The sequence below is a fragment of the Streptomyces ochraceiscleroticus genome (assembly GCF_000720485.1).
GTDB lineage: Bacteria > Actinomycetota > Actinomycetes > Streptomycetales > Streptomycetaceae > Streptomyces > Streptomyces ochraceiscleroticus.
Genome location: NZ_JOAX01000023.1, coordinates 42,408 through 63,340 on the forward strand (window position 1 = coordinate 42,408; position 20,933 = coordinate 63,340).

At 71.4% G+C, this 20,933-nt stretch carries 17 protein-coding genes; 11 read left to right on the forward strand and 6 right to left on the reverse strand.

All coding sequences use genetic code 11. The features are described 5' to 3' along the window. The first annotated feature begins 109 nt into the window (after positions 1 to 109). The 4 genes from IG84_RS0126190 to alc all read left to right on the forward strand — a co-directional run bounded on the left by IG84_RS0126190 (position 110) and on the right by alc (position 4,411). Positions 110 to 1,087, forward strand: a complete 978-nt coding sequence (locus IG84_RS0126190) for an acyl-ACP desaturase (RefSeq protein ID WP_031062157.1) — start codon at positions 110 to 112, stop codon at positions 1,085 to 1,087. 127 nt (positions 1,088 to 1,214) lie between these two features. Continuing rightward, the gene (locus IG84_RS0126195) at positions 1,215 to 2,189 is read left to right on the forward strand and encodes a DMT family transporter (protein ID WP_031062160.1); all 975 of its coding nucleotides are present in this window, start codon (positions 1,215 to 1,217) and stop codon (positions 2,187 to 2,189) included. Positions 2,190 to 2,206: 17 nt separating this feature from the next. Then, on the forward strand, positions 2,207 to 3,124 hold the full coding sequence (locus IG84_RS0126200) for a LysR family transcriptional regulator (RefSeq protein WP_031062161.1): 918 nt from the start codon (positions 2,207 to 2,209) through the stop codon (positions 3,122 to 3,124). A 141-nt stretch (positions 3,125 to 3,265) separates the two neighbouring features. Next, the gene (gene alc / locus IG84_RS0126205) at positions 3,266 to 4,411 is read left to right on the forward strand and encodes an allantoicase (protein WP_031062164.1); all 1,146 of its coding nucleotides are present in this window, start codon (positions 3,266 to 3,268) and stop codon (positions 4,409 to 4,411) included. 238 nt (positions 4,412 to 4,649) lie between these two features. Here the strand turns inward: alc and pepN (IG84_RS0126210) are convergent, their stop codons facing one another. Then, complete coding sequence (gene pepN, locus IG84_RS0126210; protein WP_031062166.1) at positions 4,650 to 7,217, reverse strand: aminopeptidase N; 2,568 nt, start codon at positions 7,215 to 7,217, stop codon at positions 4,650 to 4,652. 197 nt (positions 7,218 to 7,414) lie between these two features. Between pepN (IG84_RS0126210) and IG84_RS0126215 the strand changes: the two genes are divergently transcribed. The 3 genes from IG84_RS0126215 to IG84_RS0126225 all read left to right on the forward strand — a co-directional run bounded on the left by IG84_RS0126215 (position 7,415) and on the right by IG84_RS0126225 (position 8,594). After that, a complete protein-coding gene (locus IG84_RS0126215; protein ID WP_107053964.1) occupies positions 7,415 to 7,669 on the forward strand; it encodes a type II toxin-antitoxin system RelE/ParE family toxin in 255 nt (84 codons plus the stop codon). Between the two features lie 53 nt (positions 7,670 to 7,722). Continuing rightward, on the forward strand, positions 7,723 to 7,995 hold the full coding sequence (locus IG84_RS0126220; RefSeq protein WP_245659617.1) for a helix-turn-helix domain-containing protein: 273 nt from the start codon (positions 7,723 to 7,725) through the stop codon (positions 7,993 to 7,995). 77 nt (positions 7,996 to 8,072) lie between these two features. Continuing rightward, the gene (locus IG84_RS0126225) at positions 8,073 to 8,594 is read left to right on the forward strand and encodes a DUF1203 domain-containing protein (RefSeq protein WP_031062172.1); all 522 of its coding nucleotides are present in this window, start codon (positions 8,073 to 8,075) and stop codon (positions 8,592 to 8,594) included. A 74-nt stretch (positions 8,595 to 8,668) separates the two neighbouring features. On the opposite strand, the gene IG84_RS0126230 is transcribed toward IG84_RS0126225, so the two are convergent. Then, the gene (locus tag IG84_RS0126230; RefSeq protein WP_031062174.1) at positions 8,669 to 9,700 is read right to left on the reverse strand and encodes an aspartate-semialdehyde dehydrogenase; all 1,032 of its coding nucleotides are present in this window, start codon (positions 9,698 to 9,700) and stop codon (positions 8,669 to 8,671) included. A 280-nt stretch (positions 9,701 to 9,980) separates the two neighbouring features. Here IG84_RS0126230 and IG84_RS0126235 point away from each other — a divergent pair, with 280 nt between their 5' ends. The 3 genes from IG84_RS0126235 to IG84_RS0126245 all read left to right on the forward strand — a co-directional run bounded on the left by IG84_RS0126235 (position 9,981) and on the right by IG84_RS0126245 (position 13,793). Next, on the forward strand, positions 9,981 to 10,541 hold the full coding sequence (locus IG84_RS0126235) for an HPP family protein (protein WP_031062176.1): 561 nt from the start codon (positions 9,981 to 9,983) through the stop codon (positions 10,539 to 10,541). Between the two features lie 256 nt (positions 10,542 to 10,797). Then, on the forward strand, positions 10,798 to 12,534 hold the full coding sequence (locus IG84_RS0126240) for a TIGR03767 family metallophosphoesterase (RefSeq protein WP_031062178.1): 1,737 nt from the start codon (positions 10,798 to 10,800) through the stop codon (positions 12,532 to 12,534). A 110-nt stretch (positions 12,535 to 12,644) separates the two neighbouring features. Next, entirely contained in the window at positions 12,645 to 13,793 is a 1,149-nt protein-coding gene (locus IG84_RS0126245; protein WP_031062180.1) for a serine hydrolase domain-containing protein, read from the forward strand. Positions 13,794 to 13,844: 51 nt separating this feature from the next. Here IG84_RS0126245 and IG84_RS0126250 read toward each other — a convergent pair whose 3' ends face one another. Continuing rightward, positions 13,845 to 14,963, reverse strand: coding sequence for a hypothetical protein (locus IG84_RS0126250; protein ID WP_031062182.1), 1,119 nt, complete (start codon positions 14,961 to 14,963; stop codon positions 13,845 to 13,847). A 124-nt stretch (positions 14,964 to 15,087) separates the two neighbouring features. Beyond that, positions 15,088 to 17,691, reverse strand: coding sequence for an aminopeptidase N (pepN, locus tag IG84_RS0126255; RefSeq protein ID WP_031062185.1), 2,604 nt, complete (start codon positions 17,689 to 17,691; stop codon positions 15,088 to 15,090). Positions 17,692 to 17,829: 138 nt separating this feature from the next. On the opposite strand from pepN (IG84_RS0126255), the gene IG84_RS0126260 reads away from it, so the two are divergent. Then, a complete protein-coding gene (locus IG84_RS0126260; protein ID WP_031062187.1) occupies positions 17,830 to 18,468 on the forward strand; it encodes a mycothiol-dependent nitroreductase Rv2466c family protein in 639 nt (212 codons plus the stop codon). Positions 18,469 to 18,646: 178 nt separating this feature from the next. Here IG84_RS0126260 and IG84_RS0126265 read toward each other — a convergent pair whose 3' ends face one another. Beyond that, complete coding sequence (locus tag IG84_RS0126265) at positions 18,647 to 19,288, reverse strand: superoxide dismutase (protein ID WP_030249726.1); 642 nt, start codon at positions 19,286 to 19,288, stop codon at positions 18,647 to 18,649. A 22-nt stretch (positions 19,289 to 19,310) separates the two neighbouring features. Next, positions 19,311 to 20,753: an amino acid permease gene (locus IG84_RS0126270; protein ID WP_245659618.1), complete on the reverse strand. Its 1,443-nt coding sequence runs from the start codon at positions 20,751 to 20,753 to the stop codon at positions 19,311 to 19,313. Between the last annotated feature and the right edge of the window lie 180 nt (positions 20,754 to 20,933).

Consider the following 20,933-nt stretch of genomic DNA (forward strand, 5'->3'; position numbering starts at 1 on the left):
CGCCGATTCACCCGATTGCTCTGGCGATGCGTCTTGACGGGGAACTAACCTACGATGCCGTAACCTACGGAACCGTAAGGTTTTCTCCACGTCCCCAGGAGACCCCCGTATGACCATCGCCCCCGCCCACCATGACGGAGAGCGCGGCCAGACCGCCTGGAGTGACGCTCAGCTCCTCTATGCGCTCGAAGAGGTCGTCGAGAAGGAACTCAACCGCCACCTGGCGATAGCCAAGGAGTGGATGCCGCACGAGTACGTGCCCTGGAGCGACGGGCGGAACTTCGACGGCGTCATGGGCGGTGAGCCCTGGGCGCCCGAGCAGTCCAAGGTCAGCGACATCGGCCGCATCGCCCTGATCGTGAACCTGCTCACCGAGGACAACCTCCCCAGCTACCACCACGAGATCGCGACCCTCTTCGGACGGGACGGCGCATGGGGCACCTGGGTGCACCGCTGGACGGCCGAGGAGGGCCGGCACGGCATCGTCATGCGGGACTACCTGCTGACCAGCCGGGCCGTCGACCCGGTCCAGCTCGAGCGCTTCCGCATGGCGCACATGTCGGAGGGGTTCGAGTCCGACAACAACCACAGCATGCTGCACTCCGTGGCGTACGTGGCCTTCCAGGAGCTGGCGACCCGCATCTCGCACCGGAACACCGGTCTGCACTCCGGCGACCCGGTCTGCGACCGGATGCTCGCCCGGATCGCCACGGACGAGAACCTCCACATGCTCTTCTACCGCAACCTCCTCGCCGCGGCGTTCGAGCTGGCCCCCGACCAGACCATGTCCGCCGTGCGCGACGTGGTGGTCAACTTCCGGATGCCCGGCCACAGCATGCCCGGCTTCGAGCGGTCCGCGGCCCGCATGGCGATCGGCGGGATCTACAACCTGCGGATCCACCACGACGACGTGATCCAGCCGGTGCTGCGCTTCCTGAAGGTGCTGGAGATCGGCGGCCTGGGCCCGGAGGGCCTGAAGGCGCAGGAGGAGCTGGGGCTCTTCATGGGCGGCCTGGACGACCAGGCGCGCAAGTTCGACGAGCGGCTGGCGGCCCGCGAGGCCCGCAAGGCGGCCCGGCAGGGCTGACGCCTCACCCTTTCGGGCTTGAACCTCCTTTCAGTTTGCCTGAAAGGAATCGTCAGGAACATTCGATGGACCTGATGAGTTCCGGGCTGTCACGGTAGGTGTGATCCGCACCGACCGAAGGGAAGCCGTGACAGTCCTGGAGAACGAAGCAGCCGTACGGACCGGGAGCGCACCCCGGTCCGTACGCCCCACCGCCGCCCGGCGCGCCACCCTCACCGGCCTCGCGCTCGCGCTGACCGCCACCGTCGTCTGGTCCGGCAGCTTCGTCGCGACCCGGGCGCTGCACGACAGCGTGCCGCCCGTGCAGGCTGTGTTCTGGCGGTGGGTGATCGCGCTGCTCGCCGTGGCGCCGATGACGCTCCCGCAGGTCTGGCGGCAACGCGCGCTCGTCCGCCGCCACTTCCGCTTCCTGCTGGTGGCCTCGCTGCTCGGGGTCTCGCTCTACAACACCCTGGTCCACCAGGCGGGGCTGACCACCACGGCCGGCACCATGGGCATGATCATGGCCGCGTCGCCCACGCTGATGGTGCTGTTCGGGCGCTTCGGACGCGGCGGCGAGCGGATCGGCGCCCGGCGCGCCGCCGGCATGCTGGTCGCGACGGCCGGCGTCCTCACCCTGCTCGGCAAGGGCGACCCGACGGCCCTGTTCCGGCTGGACCTGGCCAGTGGCGGGCTGTGGATGCTCGCCGCCATGGCCTGCTTCGCCGGGTACAGCGCGCTGGTGCGCCACAAGCCCGCGGAGCTCACCGGCCCGGTCTTCCTCTGCGTGACCTTCCTCATCGGCACGCTGCTGCTGGCGCCCGCGTACGCCGTCAGCCTCACCGTGCAGGGCGGCTTCGCGCTCGGCGTCGACACGGTCGGACCGCTGCTGTACGTCGGGATCTTCTCCTCCGCGGTGGCGTTCTTCACCTGGAACAAGGCCATCGCGCTGGTCGGCGCGGCCCGCGCGGGCGCCGTCTACTACCTCCAGCCGGTCTGCGTCGCCCTGCTCTCCCTCCTCCTTCTCGACGAACACACCGGCCCGGTGCAGATCCTGTGCATGGTGCTGATCCTGGGCGGCGTGGTGCTCGCCGCCGGTGTACCGCGAACAGCCGCACGGTGACCGCATACGCTGCCCGCATGGCCGACTGGGACATCAAGAAGCTGCGCATCCTGCGCACGCTCGGCGAGCTGGGCACGGTGACCGCGACCGCCGAGGCGCTGCACATGACGCCCTCGGCGGTCTCGCAGCAGCTCACCGGGCTCGCCAAGCAGCTCGGGGTGACCCTCCTGCAGGCGCACGGCCGCCGGGTACGCCTCACCGACGCGGCCCACCTCGTCCTGCGGCACGCCGACGCGGTCTTCGCGCAGCTCGAGCGGGCGGACGCCGAGCTGCTCGGGTACTTGCAGGGCGAGGCCGGCGAGGTGCAGGTCGGCGCGTTCTCCACGGCGATCCCGGCGCTGGTCGTACCGGCCGTCGAGCAGCTGCGGCGCACCCACCCGGGCCTGGTCGTCCGGGTACGGGAGGCCGAGGCGGCCGAGGCGTACGAGCTGCTCTCGGAGGGCAGCGTGGACCTCGCGCTCTCCCTCGCGGCGCACGCCCCCACCCCGCGCGACCCCAAGTTCGCCCGGCTGTCGCTGCTCGCCGACCCGCTGGACGTGGCGCTGCCGGCCGGGCACCCGCTGGCCGCCGAGCCGGGGCTGCGGCTGGCCGATCTGGCGGGCGAACCGTGGATCTTCGGGCGCAGCGGGCCGTGGTCCCAGATCACCACCACGGCCTGCGAGAACGCCGGGTTCGTGCCGGAGCAGGCGCACGCGGCGGCCGACTGGGCGGCGATCCTGGCGATGGTCGCGGCGGGCATGGGCGTGGCGCTCGTCCCGCGGATGGCGATGCGGCCGGAGCGCGGCGGCGCCGGGGTGGCGGTCCGGGTGCTCCACGCCGACCAGCCGCGCCGCCATGTCATCGCGGCGGTGCGCCGGGGGGCTGAGGACGCGCCGGGGATGGCCAAGGTACTGGCCGCGCTGCGGCACGTGGCGGCGGGACTGTCCGACCAGTAGCCGACCGCCGCCCGTATCCCACCTTTCGCTTTTCCTTAAAAACCACTCCAGAAACTTTCGATAGACCTGCCCGAATGCCTCTGCGAAGGTCAGTAGTGAGCGCTTCCGGGCGCTCCCACCACCGGACGACGAAGGGCAGAGATGACCACCACCCCGGCCGCCTCCTCCACTGATCCGCACGCCAACGACGCCGCCCCGTACGGCGGTGGCGACCCCTACGCCGACTACCGCGGCGGGGACTACGCCTTCACCTCGCTCGTCGACCTCGCCGACCGCCGCTTCGGCGCCGGCGTGATCGCCGCGAACGACGAGTTCTTCGCCGAGCGGGAGAACCTGCTGAAGCGCGAGCGCGCCGTGTTCGACCCGGAGCACTTCGGGCACAAGGGCAAGATCATGGACGGCTGGGAGACCCGGCGCCGCCGCGGCGCCGACGGTGACCACCCCTTCCCGACCGACGACGAGCACGACTGGGCGCTGATCCGCCTCGCCGTACCCGGCGTGATCCGCGGCATCATCGTCGACACCGCCCACTTCCGCGGCAACTACCCGCAGCAGGTCACCGTCGAGGCCACCTCCGTACCGGGCAGCCCGAGCCCGGAGGAGCTGCTCGCCGACGACGTGAAGTGGGAGGAGATCGTCCCCCGCACGCCGGTGCGCGGCCACGCCGCCAATGGCTTCGAGGTCACCGCCGAGCGCCGCTTCACCCACCTCCGCCTCAAGCAGCACCCCGACGGCGGCATAGCCCGCCTCCGCGTGCACGGTGAGGTCGTGGCCGACCCGGCGTGGCTGGACGTCCTGGGCACCATCGACCTGGCGTCCGTACTGAACGGCGGCGCGGTCGAGGATGCCTCGGACCGCTTCTACTCCTCGCCCACCCAGATCATCCAGCCCGACCTCTCCCGCAAGATGGACGACGGCTGGGAGAACCGCCGCCGCCGCGTCAAGGGCACGAACGACTGGGTCCGCTTCCGCCTCGCCGCGCAGGGCGAGATCCGCGCGATCGAGATCGACACGGCGTACCTCAAGGGCAACTCCGCGGGCTGGGCGGCCCTGTACGGCTGTGACGGCACGCCGGAGGACGAGTCCTCGTGGTTCGAGATCCTGCCGAAGACGAAGCTGCAGCCGGATACGCCTCACCGCTTCGCGCTGCCGAACCGGGTCACCGCCACCCACATCCGGCTGGACGTCTTCCCGGACGGCGGCCTTGCGCGGATGCGCGTGCACGGTGAGCTGACCGAAGCCGGCCGCGCCGAACTGCGCCGCCGCTTCGACGAGGTGAACGGCTGACGCGCTGCGGCCGAAGGCCGCGGTATTCCGACTCGTCCGGCGGACGGCTGCGGATGACCGCGCCGGCGCCGGGCGGTTTCACTGCCCCTCCGTGCCCGACGCACCCGTGCGCTGTGGCTGAGCGCGCAGTTCCCCGCGCCCCTTCAGGGGCGCGGGGAACTGCGCGAGCAACCGAGACGGCGCCGCAGCCGGGCACGGAGGGGGCCGGGCACCCCGCTACGTCGGCTCAGCGCCGCCGTCAGGCGGCAGCGGCATCCGCCGCCTGCGCCTTCAGCGCCCGTTCCACGCCCGCGCGGGACTCCGTCACCAGGCGGCGCAGCGCCGCGCTCGGCTCCGCCGAGGCCAGCCAGGCGTCCGTCGCGTCCAGCGTCTCCTGCGAGACCTGCAGCGACGGGTAGAGCCCGACGGCGATCTGCTGCGCCATCTCGTGGCTGCGCGCGTCCCACACGCTCTTCAGCGCGTCGAAGTACTGCGCGGTGTACGGCGCCAGCAGCTCGCGCTGGTCGGTCTGGACGAAGCCGCCGATGACGGCCTCCTGCACCGCGTTCGGGAGCTTGTCCGACGCCACGACCGACGCCCACGCCTCGGCCTTGGCCTCGGCCGTCGGGCGGGCCGCGCGGGCGGTCGCGGCGTACCGCTCGCCCGCCGAGGTCCGGTCCCGCTCCAGCTCCGCCTCGATCGCCTTCTCGTCCGCGCGGCCGGTGGCGGCCAGCCGCTGCAGCAGCGCCCAGCGCAGCTCGGTGTCGACGGCGAGACCGGTGATCTCCTCCGTGCCGTCGAGGAGGTTCTGCAGGAGGTCGAGCTGCGCGGTCGTACGGGCCGTCGCGGCGAACGCGCGGGCCCACGCGAGCTGGTGGTCGCTGCCGGACTCGGCGGCGCGGAGCTGCTTGAGGCAGGCGTCGGTCCACTTGGCGAGGCCCGTCTCGCGCCACTCCGGCGCGGCGTACAGCTCCAGCGCCAGCTTCACCTGGCGGTGCAGCGACTGCACGACGCCGATGTCGGACTCCTTGCCGATGCCGGAGAGCACCAGCTCCAGGTAGTCGCGGGTGGCCAGCTCGCCGTCCCGGGTCATGTCCCAGGCCGAGGCCCAGCACAGCGCGCGCGGCAGCGACTCGGAGAAGTCGCCGAGGTGCGTGGTGACGGTCTTCAGGGACTCCTCGTCGAGGCGGACCTTGGCGTACGACAGGTCGTCCTCGTTGAGCAGGATGACCGCCGGGCGCGGGGTGTTCGCCGGGAACGGCACTTCGGTGCGCTCGCCGTCCACGTCCAGCTCGATGCGGTCGGAGCGGACGAGCTTGCCGTCCTTCAGGTCGTAGCAGCCGACCGCGATGCGGTGCGGGCGCAGGACCGGCTCGCCCGTCGCGCCCTCGGGGAGCGCGGGGGCCTCCTGGCGGATGACGAGGGAGGTGACGTTGCCCGCCGCGTCCGTCTCGACCTCCGGGCGGAGGATGTTGATGCCGGCCGTCTGCAGCCACTTCTTCGACCAGGTCTTCAGGTCCCGGCCCGAGGTCTCCTCCAGCGCGCCGAGCAGGTCGGAGAGCCGGGTGTTCCCGTAGGCGTGCGCCTTGAAGTACTGCTGCACGCCGCGGAAGAACTCGTCCATCCCGACATAGGCCACGAGCTGCTTGAGCACGCTCGCGCCCTTGGCGTACGTAATGCCGTCGAAATTGACCAGCACGTCATCCAGATCGCGGATCTCGGCCATGATCGGGTGGGTGCTGGGAAGCTGGTCCTGCCGGTACGCCCACGTCTTCATGGAATTCGCGAACGTGGTCCAGGAATGCGGCCACTTGCTCCCCGGCGCGTACGCCTGGCAGGCGATGGAGGTGTACGTCGCGAACGACTCGTTCAGCCACAGGTCGTTCCACCACTCCATGGTGACCAGGTCGCCGAACCACATGTGCGCGAGCTCGTGGAGAATGGTCTCCGCGCGCACTTCGTACGCCGCGTCCGTCACCTTCGAGCGGAACACGTACTGGTCGCGAATGGTGACCGCGCCCGCGTTCTCCATCGCGCCCGCGTTGAACTCCGGCACGAAGAGCTGGTCGTACTTGGCGAACGGGTACTCGTAGTCGAACTTCTCCTGGAACCAGTCGAATCCCTGCCGGGTGACCGCGAAAATCTCCTCCGCGTCCAGGAATTCGGCGAGCGAGGGCCGGCAGTAAATGCCCAGCGGCACCCGCTTCCCGTCCTTCTCGTAGCTGCTGTGCACGGCGTGGTACGGGCCCACGATCAGCGCGGTGATGTAGCTGGAGATCCGCGGCGTCGGTTCGAAGGACCACACATTGTCCTTGGGCTCCGGCGTCGGGGAATTGGACACCACGGTCCAGCCCTCGGGCGCCTTCACCGTGAACTGGAACGTGCCCTTGAGGTCCGGCTGCTCGAAGGAGGCGAATACCCGCCGTGCGTCCGGCACCTCGAACTGCGTGTACAGATAAGCCTGCTGGTCCACCGGGTCGACGAAGCGGTGCAGTCCCTCGCCCGTATTGGTGTAGGCGCAGTCCGCCACGACCTTCAGCTCATTGCGCCCGGACCGCAGTCCGGTCAGCGCGATCCGCGAGTCCTGGAACACCTCGGCGGCGTTCAGCGGCGCGCCGTTGAGCACCACTTCGTGCACGGCCGGCGCCACCAGATCGATGAACGAATCCGCACCGTCCTCGGCCACGTCAAAACGCACCGTGGTCACGGACCGGAAAACGCCCCCCTCCTGCGCGCCGCTCAGATCCAGATCGATCTCGTACGCGTCGACGGTCAGCAGGCGCGCCCGCTCCTGCGCCTCTTCGCGGGTCAGATTCGTGCCAGGCACGCGGTCATCTCCTCCGGTATACGGCGTTGCATGCGACGTTCCCGCCATCCTTCCACGGGGGCGGGGGCCCGCGGCGACCGGTATTTACGGGAGTCGCCGTGGCGGCGCGTCAACGATCGCAGCGAGGGCGTCGCACTGTCGGGTGATACGGGGCGGAAAGCCCCCGCGGGCGATAAGGTTGTTCTTATGTTCGCGGCATGTGGGACATCGTCTTGCTGGAGCAGGTCGAAGACTGGTTTCTCCAGCTATGCCGCCATGATCCGGATTCGGCAGACCGGGTCACGGACGCACTCGACCAACTTGCTGCCGAGGGACCGACGCTCGGTCGCCCGATGGCCGACCGGATCCACGGCAGCGTGCTGCACGACCTCAAGGAGCTGCGCCCGGCTACCCAGTGGCGGATCGGTTACGGACAGTACGTGGACAGCTTGAAGCAGGAGGGCGACGGATGAGGGCGCGTTCGTGGCGCGAGGTGCGCGCTGAGGCGTTTGAGCGGTTCCCCCGCATGGCTTCCGAAGAGGCGGAGCAGGCGCGTGCCCGGATCCGGGCCGAGAACGAGGCCCGTATTCGCGGCCACGAGCTGGCGGAGCTCCGGCGCGAGGCGGGAATGACACAGAACGGCGTGGCGGAGGCGCTCGGTGTCACCCAGGCGCGGATTTCTCAGATCGAGCACGGCCAGGTCGACAGCCTGGAGGTACTGCGGGCATACGCGGCGGCCCTGGGGGCCGAGGTGTCGGTGATCGTCCGGCGTGGGGACACCTCGGTCAAGGTGGCCTGAGCGCGGGCCGTGGAGCGGCGTAACGCCAGGTCCGATTCCCGCCGGAAGTTCGTCCCCCGGGCGCCCAGGCTGGGTGTATGACCAGGTATTCGCCGCGTCCCATTGACGCGATCGTGCTCGAGGAATTGCGTGCTGCCGATGACGCCGGGCAGGTGATGCGGGCGTTCACCGCGTCGGAGGACGGGGTGCCGGTGGCGTGTGTCGGGAGTCCGTTGCGGTGCTGCCTGCGGGGCGTGCGGGCCGGGGAGCGGGTCGCGCTCGTGTCGTACGCGCCGCTGCGGCGGTGGGCGGCCGCCACGGGGGCGGAGCCCGGTGCGTACGACGAGCAGGGGCCGGTCTTCGTGCACGCCGAGGAGTGCGCGGGACCGGACCGCGACGCCGTGGGCTATCCGTTCGCGCGGCCCGGAGCGCTGCGGGTCCTGCGGCGGTACACCGCGGCCGGGCACATCGCCGGGGGCGAGCTGCTAGAGCTTCCGCAGGATGCCGACGCGGCCTTTGACCAGGCGCTGGCGGAGGCGTTCGACGACCCGGAGACCGCGCTGGTGCAGGTACGGGCCGTGGAGTACGGGTGCTTCCAGTTCGAGGTGCGCAGGCCGTAGCCGGAGACGCCGGAACGGCGCGGGGCCCGTACGGATCGTGTCCGTACGGGCCCCGCGCCGGCGTCAGGGAGGCGTCAGCCCTTGAGCTCGGCGGCGACCAGCTCCGCGATCTGGACGGCGTTGAGCGCCGCGCCCTTGCGGAGGTTGTCGTTGGAGAGGAAGAGCGCGAGGCCGTGCTCGACCGTCTCGTCCTTGCGGATGCGGCCGACGTAGGACGGGTCCTGGCCGGCGGCCTCCAGCGGGGTGGGCACGTCGGAGAGGGCCACGCCCGGCGCGCCCGCCAGCAGCTCGGTCGCCCGCTCGGGGCTGATCGGGCGCTCGAAGCGCGCGTTGACCTGGAGGGAGTGACCGGAGAAGACCGGGACGCGCACGCAGGTGCCGGAGACCTTCAGCTCGGGGATCTCCAGGATCTTGCGGCTCTCGTTGCGGAGCTTCTGCTCCTCGTCGGTCTCGTTGAGGCCGTCGTCCACGATCGAGCCCGCCATCGGCAGCACGTTGAAGGCGATGGGGCGGACGTACTTGTCCGGCTCGGGGAACTCCACCGACGAGCCGTCGTGCGTGAGCTTCGTCGCGTCCTGCTCGATGGCCTTGCGGGCCTGCTGGTCCAGCTCGGCCACGCCGGCCAGGCCGGAGCCGGAGACCGCCTGGTAGGTGGCGACGACGAGGGCGGTCAGCCCCGCCTCGTCGTGCAGCGGGCGCAGCACCGGCATCGCGGCCATCGTCGTGCAGTTCGGGTTGGCGATGATGCCCTTGGGGCGGTCCGCGGCCGCGTGCGGGTTCACCTCGGAGACCACGAGGGGGACCTCGGGGTCGCGGCGGAAGGCGGAGGAGTTGTCGATCACGACCGGGCCGGCCGCGGCGACCTTGGGCGCCAGCTCCTTGGCGGTCGCGCCGCCCGCGGAGAAGAGGACGATGTCCAGGCCCGAGTAGTCGGCCGTCGCCGCGTCCTCGACCGTGATCTCGGTGTCCTGCCACGGGATCGTGCGTCCGGCGGACCGCGCCGAGGCGAACAGCCGAAGCTGCTCCACGGGGAAGTTCCGCTCGGCGAGAATCCCTCGCATCACACCGCCGACCTGGCCGGTGGCTCCGACGATTCCGATCCTCATGGCACTCCTTCTAGGGAACTGGCGACGATTTCCGACTGGAAACCCTGCTCAGAAGTCCGTCCATCATGCGTGTGACACCCGTCGCCTTGTCCAATCCGTTTCAGGGAGTGGAGCGGAAAACGAATCTTGCCATGCGGACAAGTGACTTCTGAGTCGCTGCTGACCTCCCATAATCTCCTACGCGAAGGACAGTGCGAAGGCCACAACGAGGTGCCGGCGCGAAGACCGTACATTCCGGTACCGAACGGGGCGTATCCGTCCCCAGAGAGGCCCCGCTCCTGTGACCGCCCCTGCCCCGACCGCCGACGCCCCGGAGATCGCCGCCCCCGCCCTCCCCGACGCCACCGGACCCGTACGCGCCCTGCGCTCCGCCGCCCCGCCGCGCCCCCGCCCCCTCGTCCTGCTGGCCGCCACCACGGCCATCGCGCTCGCGCTGCTGCTCCTGGCCGGGACCGGGGTGCTCATCCGGCACCCCGTGCTCATCCCGCCGCTCGCGGCCAGCGCCGCGCTGATCGCCGGCGCCCCGGCGCTGCCGCTCGCGCAGCCGCGCAGCGTCATCGGCGGCCATCTGCTGGGGGCCGCGGCCGGCTTCGCCGTGGTGGCCGTCGCGGGGCCCGGCGTCTGGAGCGCGGCCGCGGCCGGCGCGCTGGCCTTCGGCGCGACGTCCCTGGCCCGCGCGCCGCACTCGCCCGGCGTCGCCACGTCCGTGATCGTCGGCTTCCAGGGGCCGGATCCGCTGCCGTTCCTGCCCCTGCTGGTGGCGGCCACCGTGATCCTGACCACGGTGGGCCTGTGCCTGCACCGCCTGACCGGCCGCCGCTATCCGCTGTACTGGTGGTGACCCGCGCCTCCTGCGTACGCCCGAGGTCTCCCCGCTACCCCATGACGTGAACGTCACATGAAGCGCGGGCGCCGGCTCCCCGAGCGTCCGGTGACCGGCACCTCACGCCGGCCGCCCGGGTGATCCCTGTGCAGAGATCGGCGGCGCGCGTTGTGGTCATGTTCACGCACAGTCCACCCCCGGTGCGAAACATCCCTGGTGAGGGGGCGGCCGGCCCGCCCCGCCACCACCGCGTTCGTACTCGGGGAGTTCGCGCATGTCCCGCACTCGGTCCGCCGCCGCCGCCCTCGACCGCCGTACCTTCCTCGCCGCCACCGGAGTGGCCGGCGCCGCCGCCGGGGCCGGGCTGACCCTCGGGCTGAGCGGCCGGACGGCCACCGCCGTGCCGGCCCAGGCCGGGCCCCCGCCCTTCGCGCCGGACCCGGTCGCCGCGCCCGCCGTGCCGCCCGTGCCCTTCCGCCGCGGCACCACCCTCGACTCCGTCGCCGCCCCGCGCGGCACCACCGGCTACCGCCGCCTCGGCGACGGCCCCGCCTGGTCCCGCGTCGTCCGTACCGAGCTGGCCGCCGCCCGCTCCGGCCGGGACGAGCGGCGCACCACCCTCGCGTCCTTCGCACAATTCACCGACCTGCACCTGGTCGACGTGCAGAGCCCGCTGCGGTACGAGTACCTGCGTGCGCAGACCGCGAGTGCCTGGCGCCCGCAGGAGGCGCTGTCGGTGGCCGGCATGGTCTCGCTCATCGAGCGGGTCAACGCGCTCAAGGGCGGCCCGGCCACCGGCTCCCCGCTCGGCTTCGTGATGACGACCGGCGACAACACCGACAACAACTCCAAGATCGAACTGGAGTGGTTCCTCAGTGCGATGAGCGGCGGCCGCATCATCCCCAACACCGGCGACCCGCGGCACTACGAAGGCGTGCAGGCCAGCGGCCTGAAGCTGTACTGGCAGCCGGACAGCGACCTGCGGGACGCCGACAAGCAGCTCGGCTTCCCGCGGCTGCCCGGCTTCCTCGACGCCGCGCTCCGCACCGTGCACAGCCCCGGGCTGGACATCCCCTGGTACACCACGGTCGGCAACCACGACCAGCTCCCCGGCGGCTGTTACGCGCCCGGCGACTCGTACTGGACGGAGGTCGCGACCGGCGGCCGCAAGCTGGAGACCCTCCCGGCGGACCAGGCGAAGCAGGTCTGGACGGCAGTGAAGAAGGGCCTGGACCCCACCGGCGCCGACTTCAAGGCGCTGATGCGGGCCAACCGCCGGCACACCCGGCAGGTGACGCCGGACCCGCGGCGGGCGCCCTTCACCCGCGCCGAGTACGTCCGCGCCCACCTCGACCCCGCCTACACCGGTGCGGGCCCGCACGGCCACGGCTTCACCGAGGCCAACGTCCACGACGACCGGCTGTACTACACCTTCCAGGTCTCCGACGACGTGATCGGCATCAGCCTGGACACCACCGACCCCGGCGGCCACTACACCGGCTCGGTCGGCACCGCCCAGCTCCGCTGGCTGGAGCGGCAGTTGAAGGAGCACAAGGACTCCTACGTCCTGGTCTTCAGCCACCACACCAGCAAGACCATGGACAACACCCGCCCGGACCCGGCCCGGCCCGACGAGGGCCGCCACGGGGGCGAGGAGCTGGTACGGCTGCTGTCCGGCCACCGCAACGTGCTGGCCTGGATCAACGGCCACAGCCACAAGAACGACATCACCGCGCACGACGGCTTCTGGGAGGTCTCCACCGCCTCCCACATCGACTTCCCGCAGCTCGCGCGGATCATCGAGGTGGTGGACAACCACGACGGGACGCTGTCGCTCTTCACCACGCTCGTGGAGTCCGCTGCCCCGCACCGGACGGACTTCCACGACCTCTCGCAGACCGGCCTGGCCTCGCTCTACCGCGAGCTGTCCGCCAATCAGCCGCAGGGCCGTACGGATCTGGCAGGCGAGCCGGGCGACCGCAACACCGAACTCCTGGTGAAACGTGGCTGATTGACGCTCAACCCCGGACCGCGCCTCAACCCCGGGCCCGGCCGCCGGGTCCCCCTCCCCGACCGCAGTCGGCAGCCGGCGCCACCGGCGCCGCAGGAGGGAGAAACGACATGAGAGCACGGATCGCACTGGCGGGGGCCCTGGCCGCCGCCCTCGCAGGAACGGCACTGCTCACCGCGCCCGCGGCCACCGCCGCCGGACCGGGCCCCGACGGCCACGCGGGCACCAAGGCGGCCATGGAGGCCCAGGTCGCCAAGGGCGTCCCCGGCATGATCGGCCAGGTCACGGAGGGACGCCGGGTCTGGCGGGCCACCGCCGGTGTCGGCAACCTCGACACCGGCGAACCGCGCGGCGCCGGTGACGCCTTCCGCGTCGGCAGCATCACCAAGACCTTCGTGGCCACGGTCCTGCTCCAACTGGAGGCGGAGGGCCGGCTCGACCTGGACGACACGGTCGAGGAGTGGCTGCCGGGAGTCGTGCAAGGCCACGGCCACGACGGCAGCCGCATCACGCTGCGGCAGCTGCTCAACCACACCAGCGGCATCCGCGAGATCTTCGAGGAGAAGGAGTTTCGCGACAAGGTGACCGGGCCGGGCTTCCTGAAGCACCGTGACGACACCTGGACTCCCCGGCAGCTCGTCCGCCTGGCCATGAACGGCAAACCCACCTTCGAGCCGGGCACGTCCTGGAGCTACTCCAACACCAACTACCTGCTCGCCGGCATGGTCATCGAGAAGGCCACCGGGAAGCCGTACGCCACCGAGGTCCGGCGGCGCGTCCTGAATCCGCTCGGCCTGCGCCACACCGTCGTGCCCGGCACCGACCACCGCATCCCCGGACCGCACGGCATCGCGTACTCCAAGCTGCTGGTGGAGAAGCCGGGGACCGAGGTGTACGACGCGACCGAGCTCAATCCCTCGCTCGCCGGACCGGCCGGCGAGATGATCTCCACGGCCGGGGACCTCAACCGCTTCTACGCGGCGGTGCTGCGCGGAAAGCTGTTCCCGCAGCGGCAGTTGAAGGAGATGCTGACCACCGTCCCGGTCGGCGCGGAGGCGCCCGGCATCCGGTACGGGCTGGGCCTGATGACCCAGAAGCTGTCCTGCGGGGTCCGGCTGTACGGCCACGGCGGCGGCATCCACGGCTCGTCCTCGGAGGCCGTCAGCACGAGGGACGGCCGGCACACCGCGGCGTTCAACTCCAACGCGGACTGGACCGGCGACAGCGAGCCGGTCGTCGAGGCGGAGTTCTGCGGCTGACCTCGCGCCCGCGGGGGCGGGCCCCGGTGGCCCGCCCCTTTCGCGTTGCGCTTACTTCGGCAGCACCGCCACATACGCGCTCGGCTCCCGGTCCGCCGCCGCCATCAGCGCGGTCCGCACCACCACCGCCTGCTGCTCGGGCGCCTCGCGCAGCTTCTTCGGCGTCACCTGCACGACCGTGATGCCCAGCCGCTCCAGCCGCTCCCGGGTGCGGGTGTGCTCCGGCCACAGCGTCTGGTCGGCGTACTTGGGGGACCGCGCGTCGATCGTCAGCGCGACCGCCTGTACCGGCCAGAACGCGTCCACGCCGCCGAGGTACGGGCCGCCCGGCAGCCGCAGGTCCACGTTCCACACCGGATCCGGCAGCCGGTACTCGCGCACCAGCGCGTACAGCAGCCCCTCGGCCAGCGCCCGGCCCTCCGCCAGCAGGCCGTCCACCGCGTCCATCACCTGCGGCCTGCCCAGCAGCCGCGCCCGGCTCAGCTCGCGCACCACGGCCGTCGGGTCGCAGTGCCCGCCGCGCACCGCCTCGGACAGCAGCCGCCGGATCGCCGTCGGCCCGCCGACCGCCTCCAGCGCCGTCATCTCCGCTTCCCCCAGCCCGGCCCTGGTGGTCTGCGGGCCGGTCAGCCGGGCCACCGCGTCGGCCAGCGCTCTGGGGACCGGGGCGACCGGCACTCCGGTGACCTCGACCGCGGGCGGCGGAGTCTGGGCCCGTACGACCTGCGCGAAGCCCGCCGAGCGCAGCCGCCGCGAGCGCGGCACGAGCACCTCGATGCGGTCCAGGGAGAGCAGCGGGGGAGCGGAGGAGAAGCGGTGCAGGGCGAGCGCCGCCAGCCCGGTGATCATCGCCTCGGGTTCGTAGCGGTCGGCGCCGTCGCCCTGGGCCGGCACGGCCGGTTCGCCGTCCGGGCCGGTGGCGGCCGCCGGCGTGCGCCGGGCCGCGTACAGCAGGACGGCGTGCAGCCGCTCCTCGCTGGTGGGCGGGCCGGGATGGAGCAGGTGGACGCCCGGCAGGATCTGCTGCCAGGGGCCGCCGGGCCGGCAGCGCTCGGCGAGATCGGACGGCGCGATGCCGTGCTCGCGCAACTGCCGGGCGGTCAGGACGCGGTGCCGTACGTCGGCGAGGTGGTGGAGCGGGCGGGGCGAGAGCGGGGTGTTGTGGTTCATGCCCCCGCCATTCCCGCGCCCGCGCCGCCCCCTAACCGCTGTTACCGTTCCGTCGACGTTTCCGCACAACCACGGCCTAAAGTACGGGCGTTCGACGGCCGATAAGTGCTGGTCCTACCGAGGGTTACGGCTTCGCGCCGATCTTTGCGTCACAAGCCTGTGCCCGCAGTGCCCGCGCGAGATCGTCCCGCGCCTCCGACACCAGCCGGCGCAGCGCGGGCGGCGCGTCCGCGTGCCCGATGAGCCAGGCGTCGGCGGCGTCCAGCGTCTCCTGGCTGCTCTGCAGCGCCGGGAAGAGACCGCGGACCACGGCCATCCCGATCTCGATCGACCGCTCGTTCCACACCCGCCCGATCGCGTCGAAGTACTTCGGCGCGTACGGAGCCAGCAAATCGCGCTGCCCGGCCTGGTCGAAGCCCGAAATCGTGGCCTCCACCAGGGCGTTGGAGAGCGCGTCGGACTCCACCACGTCCGCCCAGGCACGCGCCTTGACCTCGGCGGCGGGGCGGGCGGCCAGGCAGCGGACGTGGTGGCGCTTGCCGGACGCGGTGTCGTCGCGGGCCAGTTCGGCGTCGATCCGCTGCGCGTCGACGGCGCCGTGCGAGGCCAGCGGCTCCAGGAACGCCCAGCGCAGCTCCTGGTCCACCGCCAGCCCGTCGATCTTCGCGGTGCCGTCCAGCAGGCCGCCCAGCAACTGCAGGTCGGCCTCGGTGGAGGCGACGGTGGCGAAGAAGCGGGCCCAGGTGAGCTGGTGGCCGCTGCCGGGCTCGGCGACGCGCAGCTCGTGCAGGGCGCCCTGGGCGAGCTGCTGCGCGCCGAGCCGGCGCCAGTCGGGCGCCGCGTAGTGGTGCAGCGCGGTACGGGCCTGGGCGTGCAGGGTCTGCAGCACGCCGATGTCGGATTCCCGCCCGGCGAACCGCAGCACGATGTCGAGGTAGTCGCGGGCCGGCATCAGCCCGTCGCGGGTCAGGCCCCACAGCGCGGACCAGCACAGGGCGCGCGCCATCGGGTCGGCGATCTCGCCGAGGTGGCCGCGCAGGGTGGCCAGCGACCGCTCGTCGAAGCGGACCTTGCAGTACGTCAGGTCCTCGTCGTTGACCAGCACCAGGTCGGGCCGCTCGGCCCCGGTCAGCTCCGCGACGACCGTGCGCTGCCCGGAGACGTCCAGCTCGGCACGGGCGTACCGGACCAGCGAGCCGTCACCGCCCTTACCGAACACGGTCTCGCGGCGGTACAGGCCGACCGCGACCCGGTGCGGCCGCAGCTCGGGCCGGGCGGGGGAGGCTTCCTGCAGGACGGCCAGCTCGGTGATGCGGTCCTGTGCGTCGTAGGTGACCTGCGGGGTGAGCGCGTTGACACCGGCCGTCTGCAGCCAGGAGCGGGACCAGGCGGCCAGGTCGCGGCCCGAGGTCTCCGCCAGCGCGGTCAGCAGGTCGGCCAGGGTGGTGTTGCCGTACTCGTGCCGCTTGAAGTACCGCCGCGCGCCGTCCAGGAAGGCGTCCCGGCCCACGTACGCGACGAGCTGCTTGAGCACGGACGCTCCCTTGGCGTACGTGATCCCGTCGAAGTTGAGCTTGGCGTCCTCCAGGTCGCGGATGTCGGCGGTGATCGGGTGCGTGGAGGGGAGCTGGTCGGCGCGGTACGCCCACGCCTTGCGCCCGTTGGCGAAGGTGATCCAGCCGCCCGTGAAGCGGGTCGCCTCGACCAGCGACAGCGCGCCCATGAAGTCCGCGAAGGACTCCTTGAGCCACAGGTCGTCCCACCACTCCATGGTGACCAGGTCGCCGAACCACATGTGGGCCATCTCGTGCAGGATGACGTTGGCCCGGCGCTCGTACGACGCCTGTGTCACCTTCCCCCGGAAGATGAACTCCTCGCGGAAGGTGACACAGCCCGGGTTCTCCATCGCGCCGATGTTGTACTCCGGCACGAACGCCTGGTCGTACTTCCCGAAGGGGTACGGGTAGTCGAAGTGGTCGTGGAAGAAGTCCAGGCCCTGCTTGGTGACGGTGAAGACGTCGTCGGCGTCGAAGTGCCGGGCCAGCCCCTTGCGGCAGAGCGCGCCGAGCGGCACCTCCAGCTCGGTGCCGTCGGCGAACGTACGCCGGTAGGTGTCGGAGACGTAGTGGTACGGGCCCGCGACCACGGCGGTGATGTACGTGGAGATGGGCTTGGTACGCGCGAAGCGGTGCACCCCGCCGTCGCCGGTGCCCTCCTCCGCGCCGTTGCTGAGCACCACCCACCCCTCGGGCGTGGTCACCGTGAAGTCGAACGGCGCCTTCAGATCGGGCTGTTCGAAGTTCGCGAAGACCCGGCGGGCGTCGGCCGGCTCGTACTGCGTGTAGAGGTAGACCTCGCCGTCCTCGGGGTCGACGAAGCGGTGCAGGCCCTCGCCGGTGCGGCTGTAGGCGCACTGCGCGTCCACGACGAGGACGTTCTCCGCCGCCAGGTCCGGCAGGGTGATCCGGGCGCCGTCGAAGACGGCCGCCGGGTCCAGCTCGCGGCCGTTCAGCGTCACCCGGGTGACCTCGGGCGCGATGAGGTCGGCGAAGGTGTCCGCGCCCGGCTGCGAGCTGCGGAAACGGATGGTGGTGACGGACCGGAAGGTACGGGCCGCCGCCCCCTCGGCCACCGCTGACCGCAGGTCCAGCGCCACCTCGTACCCGTCGACGGCCAGCAGCCGGGCCCGCTCGCGGGCCTCGTCTCGGGACAGATTCTCACCGGGCACGACGTGACTCCTTCGTCTTCGCGTTCGTCTTCGTGGCGATCTCTTCGTCTCGCATATCGAACACTGGGAATCATGGCACGGCGTGCGGCGGTTGAACCGGCTACCGGCTTTCCCTTCCGAACGTCCTAGGAGAGACCCATGTCCGACTCCGGCAAGACCCCGGCAGACTTCTGGTTCGACCCGCTGTGCCCCTGGGCCTGGCTGACCTCGCGCTGGATGCTCGAGGTGGAGAAGGTACGGCCGGTGGAGGTCCGCTGGCACGTGATGAGCCTCGCCGTGCTCAACGAGGACAAGCTCGACGACCTGCCCGAGCAGTACCAGGAAATGATGCGGACCGAGGCGTGGGCCCCGGTCCGGGTCTGCATCGCGGCGGAGGAGAAGTACGGCAGCGAGGTGCTCGCCCCGCTCTACACCGCGCTCGGCACCCGCTTCCACAACCAGGGCCTGCCGCGCACCCGCGAGACGATCCTCGCGGCGCTGGAGGAGGCGGGGCTGCCCGCCGAGCTGGCGGACGCCGCCGACACCGACGCGCACGACGAGCGGCTGCGCGCCTCGCACAAGGAAGGCATCGACCTGGTCGGCCAGGAGGTCGGCACGCCGGTCATCGCCGTCCCCGGCGCCGACGGCGACCAGATCGCCTTCTTCGGCCCGGTCGTCACCCCGTCCCCCAAGGGCGAGGAGGCCGCCAAGCTCTGGGACGGCACCCTGATGGTCGCCTCCATCCCGGGCTTCTACGAAATCAAGCGCACCCGCACGGCGGCCCCGAGCTTCGACTGATCCGTGCCCCGTCAGGGGCGCGGGGAACTGCGCGACCAGCCACAACGGCGCCGCGCGCCCGGAAGCCCCCCGCGAGTCACGTCCTCGCGGGGGGCTTCCTTCTCTCCGCCTGCCAAGTGAAGGGTGAGAAGACGATCACGAGGCAGGACGATCACCGGCGCTCCGGCGCCAACGGCGCCTACGGCGCCAGGAGCAGGTTGTTCGCGCGCTCCCTCGCGGACGCGTACCGCTTGGCGACGTCCTGCCAGTTGACGACGCGCCACATGGCCTCGATGAAGTCGACCTTCTGGTTCTTGTACTGGAGGTAGAAGGCGTGCTCCCAGGCGTCGAAGACCAGGATCGGGACCGAGCCCTGGCCGACGTTGCCCTGGTGGTCGTAGATCTGCTCGACGATGAGGCGGCCGGTGACCGGCTCGTAGGCGAGGACGCCCCAGCCGCTGCCCTGGGTGGTGGCGGACGCCTTGGTGAGCTGGGCCTTGAACTTCTCGAAGGAGCCGAAGCTCTCCGCGATCGCGTCGGCCAGCTCGCCCACGCCGTCCTTCTCCAGCGGCTCGCCGCCGCCGTCACCGGTCATGTTGTGCCAGTAGATGCTGTGCAGGATGTGGCCGGAGAGGTGGAAGGCCAGGTTTTTCTCCAGGCCGTTGATCGCGCCCCACTGGTCCTTGTCACGGGCCTCGGCGAGCTGCTCCAGCGTGTCGTTGGCGCCCTTCACATAGGCCGCGTGGTGCTTGTCGTGGTGCAGCTCGATGATCTCCGGGCTGATGACGGGTGCCAGCGCCGAGTAGTCATAGGGGAGTTCCGGAAGTGTGTAGGTCGCCATGCGCGCCGAGCCTCCAAGCTGCTCAAAAGCAGTAGTTGCAAGTAAGTTGCAAGAGCAGGCTAACAGCAGGAAGGTGAGGAGGCCGGGCAAGGGGAGGGTCCCGGTACCAACGACGGAGGCGGGGGGGGGGGGCCCGGCGGGGCGCGCCCCCCCCCCCGCGGCCCCGCGGCGGGGCGCCGCGCGCGCCGTCCGGGCGCCGCCCGCCCGTGGGGGGCGGGGGGCGTATCCGGGAGGCTCCCCCGGCCGCCTCCGTCGTTGGTACCGGGACCGCCACGCAGATGAAGCCCCAGACCACCAGGATGGCCGCGCCGACCATGTTCAGCAGCCACTGGAAGACGGTGTCCGGCCACACGATGCTGAACACCACGGTGAGGAAGCCGAAGGCCGAGCAGAGCAGCACGGCGAAGCGCGGCACGCCGCCGCTGACCCGGCTCAGGAACCGCGGGCCCTGGCCGCGGGAGGTGAGCGAGTACGCCATCCGGGACCCGCCGTAGATGTTCGCGTTCATCGCGGAGAGCAGCGCGACCAGGATGACCACGTTCATGATCTGGCCGGCCGCGGGGATCTTCAGGTAGTCCAGGACCGCGACGTACGGGCCGGCCTTGGCGATCTCCGGCGCGCTCCACGGGATGACCGTCACGATGATCGCCATCGAGCCGACGTAGAAGAGGGCGATGCGCCACATCGCGGTGCGCACCGCGCTCGCCACGCCGCGCACCGGGTCCTTGGACTCGGCGGCCGCGATGGTCACCGTCTCCAGGCCGCCGTACGCGAACACCGAGGCGAGCAGGCCGACCATCAGCCCGTCCGTGCCCTTGGGCAGGAAGCCGCCGTCGCCGGTGAGGTGCGCGGCGCCGGGCGCGTCCGTGCCGGGCAGCAGGCCGAAGATGGCGAGCAGGCCGAGGATCAGGAAGATGCCGATCGCGGCGACCTTGAGGGCGGCGAACCAGAACTCGAACTCGCCGAAGTTGGCGACCGCGGCGAGGTTGGTGCCGCAGAAGATCACCATGAAGAGAAGGACCCACATCCACGGCTCGGTGCCGGGGAACCAGCTCACCATGATGCCGGCGGCGCCCAGCGCCTCGGCGGCGACGGCCACGCACAGCAGGGCGGTGAACATCCAGCCCGCGGTGAAGCCGGCCCAGGAGCCGATCGACCGCTCGGCGTGCACGGAGAAGGAGCCGGAGGCGGGGTTGGCCGCGGACATCTCGCCCAGCATGCGCATGATCAGCATGACCAGGCAGCCGGACACCGCGTACGCGATGACGATGGAGGGGCCGGCGGCCGCGATACCGGCGCCGGAGCCGACGAAGAGCCCCGCGCCGATCACGCCGCCCAGCGCGATCATCGAGAGGTGACGCTGCTTGAGCCCGTTGGACAGCGGGGTGCCGCCGTCCGGTCCGGCGCCCGCGGCCTGGTCGGCCGGCCCGCGCTCGGGCGCAGTGGACGAAGGTGTCCGATTCATGGTCGTACCTGTCCCAAAATGTGAGAGCGGAGCTGAGGCAAATCCATTTGAGCCCGCTCAGTGTGAGCGGGGTGTCCGCTCAGGACAACAGTCGTGCGCTTCTTGTTCGATATTCAGACTGAATCGTGACCGACCGCGCTCGACGCGTGATCGACAGCGACGGAGGGTGACCGGCGTCTC

What these genes read in the sequence shown, in the direction of transcription:
- IG84_RS0126215 (WP_107053964.1), top strand. Translation starts at nt 7,415, where the DNA reads ATGTGGGACATCGTCTTGCTGGAGCAGGTCGAAGACTGGTTTCTCCAG.
- IG84_RS0126240 (WP_031062178.1), top strand. Translation starts at nt 10,798, where the DNA reads ATGTCCCGCACTCGGTCCGCCGCCGCCGCCCTCGACCGCCGTACCTTC.
- IG84_RS0126265 (WP_030249726.1), bottom strand. Translation starts at nt 19,288, where the DNA reads ATGGCGACCTACACACTTCCGGAACTCCCCTATGACTACTCGGCGCTG.
- IG84_RS0126245 (WP_031062180.1), top strand. Translation starts at nt 12,645, where the DNA reads ATGAGAGCACGGATCGCACTGGCGGGGGCCCTGGCCGCCGCCCTCGCA.
- IG84_RS0126260 (WP_031062187.1), top strand. Translation starts at nt 17,830, where the DNA reads ATGTCCGACTCCGGCAAGACCCCGGCAGACTTCTGGTTCGACCCGCTG.
- IG84_RS0126220 (WP_245659617.1), top strand. Translation starts at nt 7,723, where the DNA reads ATGGCTTCCGAAGAGGCGGAGCAGGCGCGTGCCCGGATCCGGGCCGAG.
- IG84_RS0126250 (WP_031062182.1), bottom strand. Translation starts at nt 14,963, where the DNA reads ATGAACCACAACACCCCGCTCTCGCCCCGCCCGCTCCACCACCTCGCC.
- alc (WP_031062164.1), top strand. Translation starts at nt 3,266, where the DNA reads ATGACCACCACCCCGGCCGCCTCCTCCACTGATCCGCACGCCAACGAC.
- IG84_RS0126225 (WP_031062172.1), top strand. Translation starts at nt 8,073, where the DNA reads ATGACCAGGTATTCGCCGCGTCCCATTGACGCGATCGTGCTCGAGGAA.
- IG84_RS0126270 (WP_245659618.1), bottom strand. Translation starts at nt 20,753, where the DNA reads ATGAATCGGACACCTTCGTCCACTGCGCCCGAGCGCGGGCCGGCCGAC.
- IG84_RS0126190 (WP_031062157.1), top strand. Translation starts at nt 110, where the DNA reads ATGACCATCGCCCCCGCCCACCATGACGGAGAGCGCGGCCAGACCGCC.
- IG84_RS0126200 (WP_031062161.1), top strand. Translation starts at nt 2,207, where the DNA reads ATGGCCGACTGGGACATCAAGAAGCTGCGCATCCTGCGCACGCTCGGC.
- IG84_RS0126230 (WP_031062174.1), bottom strand. Translation starts at nt 9,700, where the DNA reads ATGAGGATCGGAATCGTCGGAGCCACCGGCCAGGTCGGCGGTGTGATG.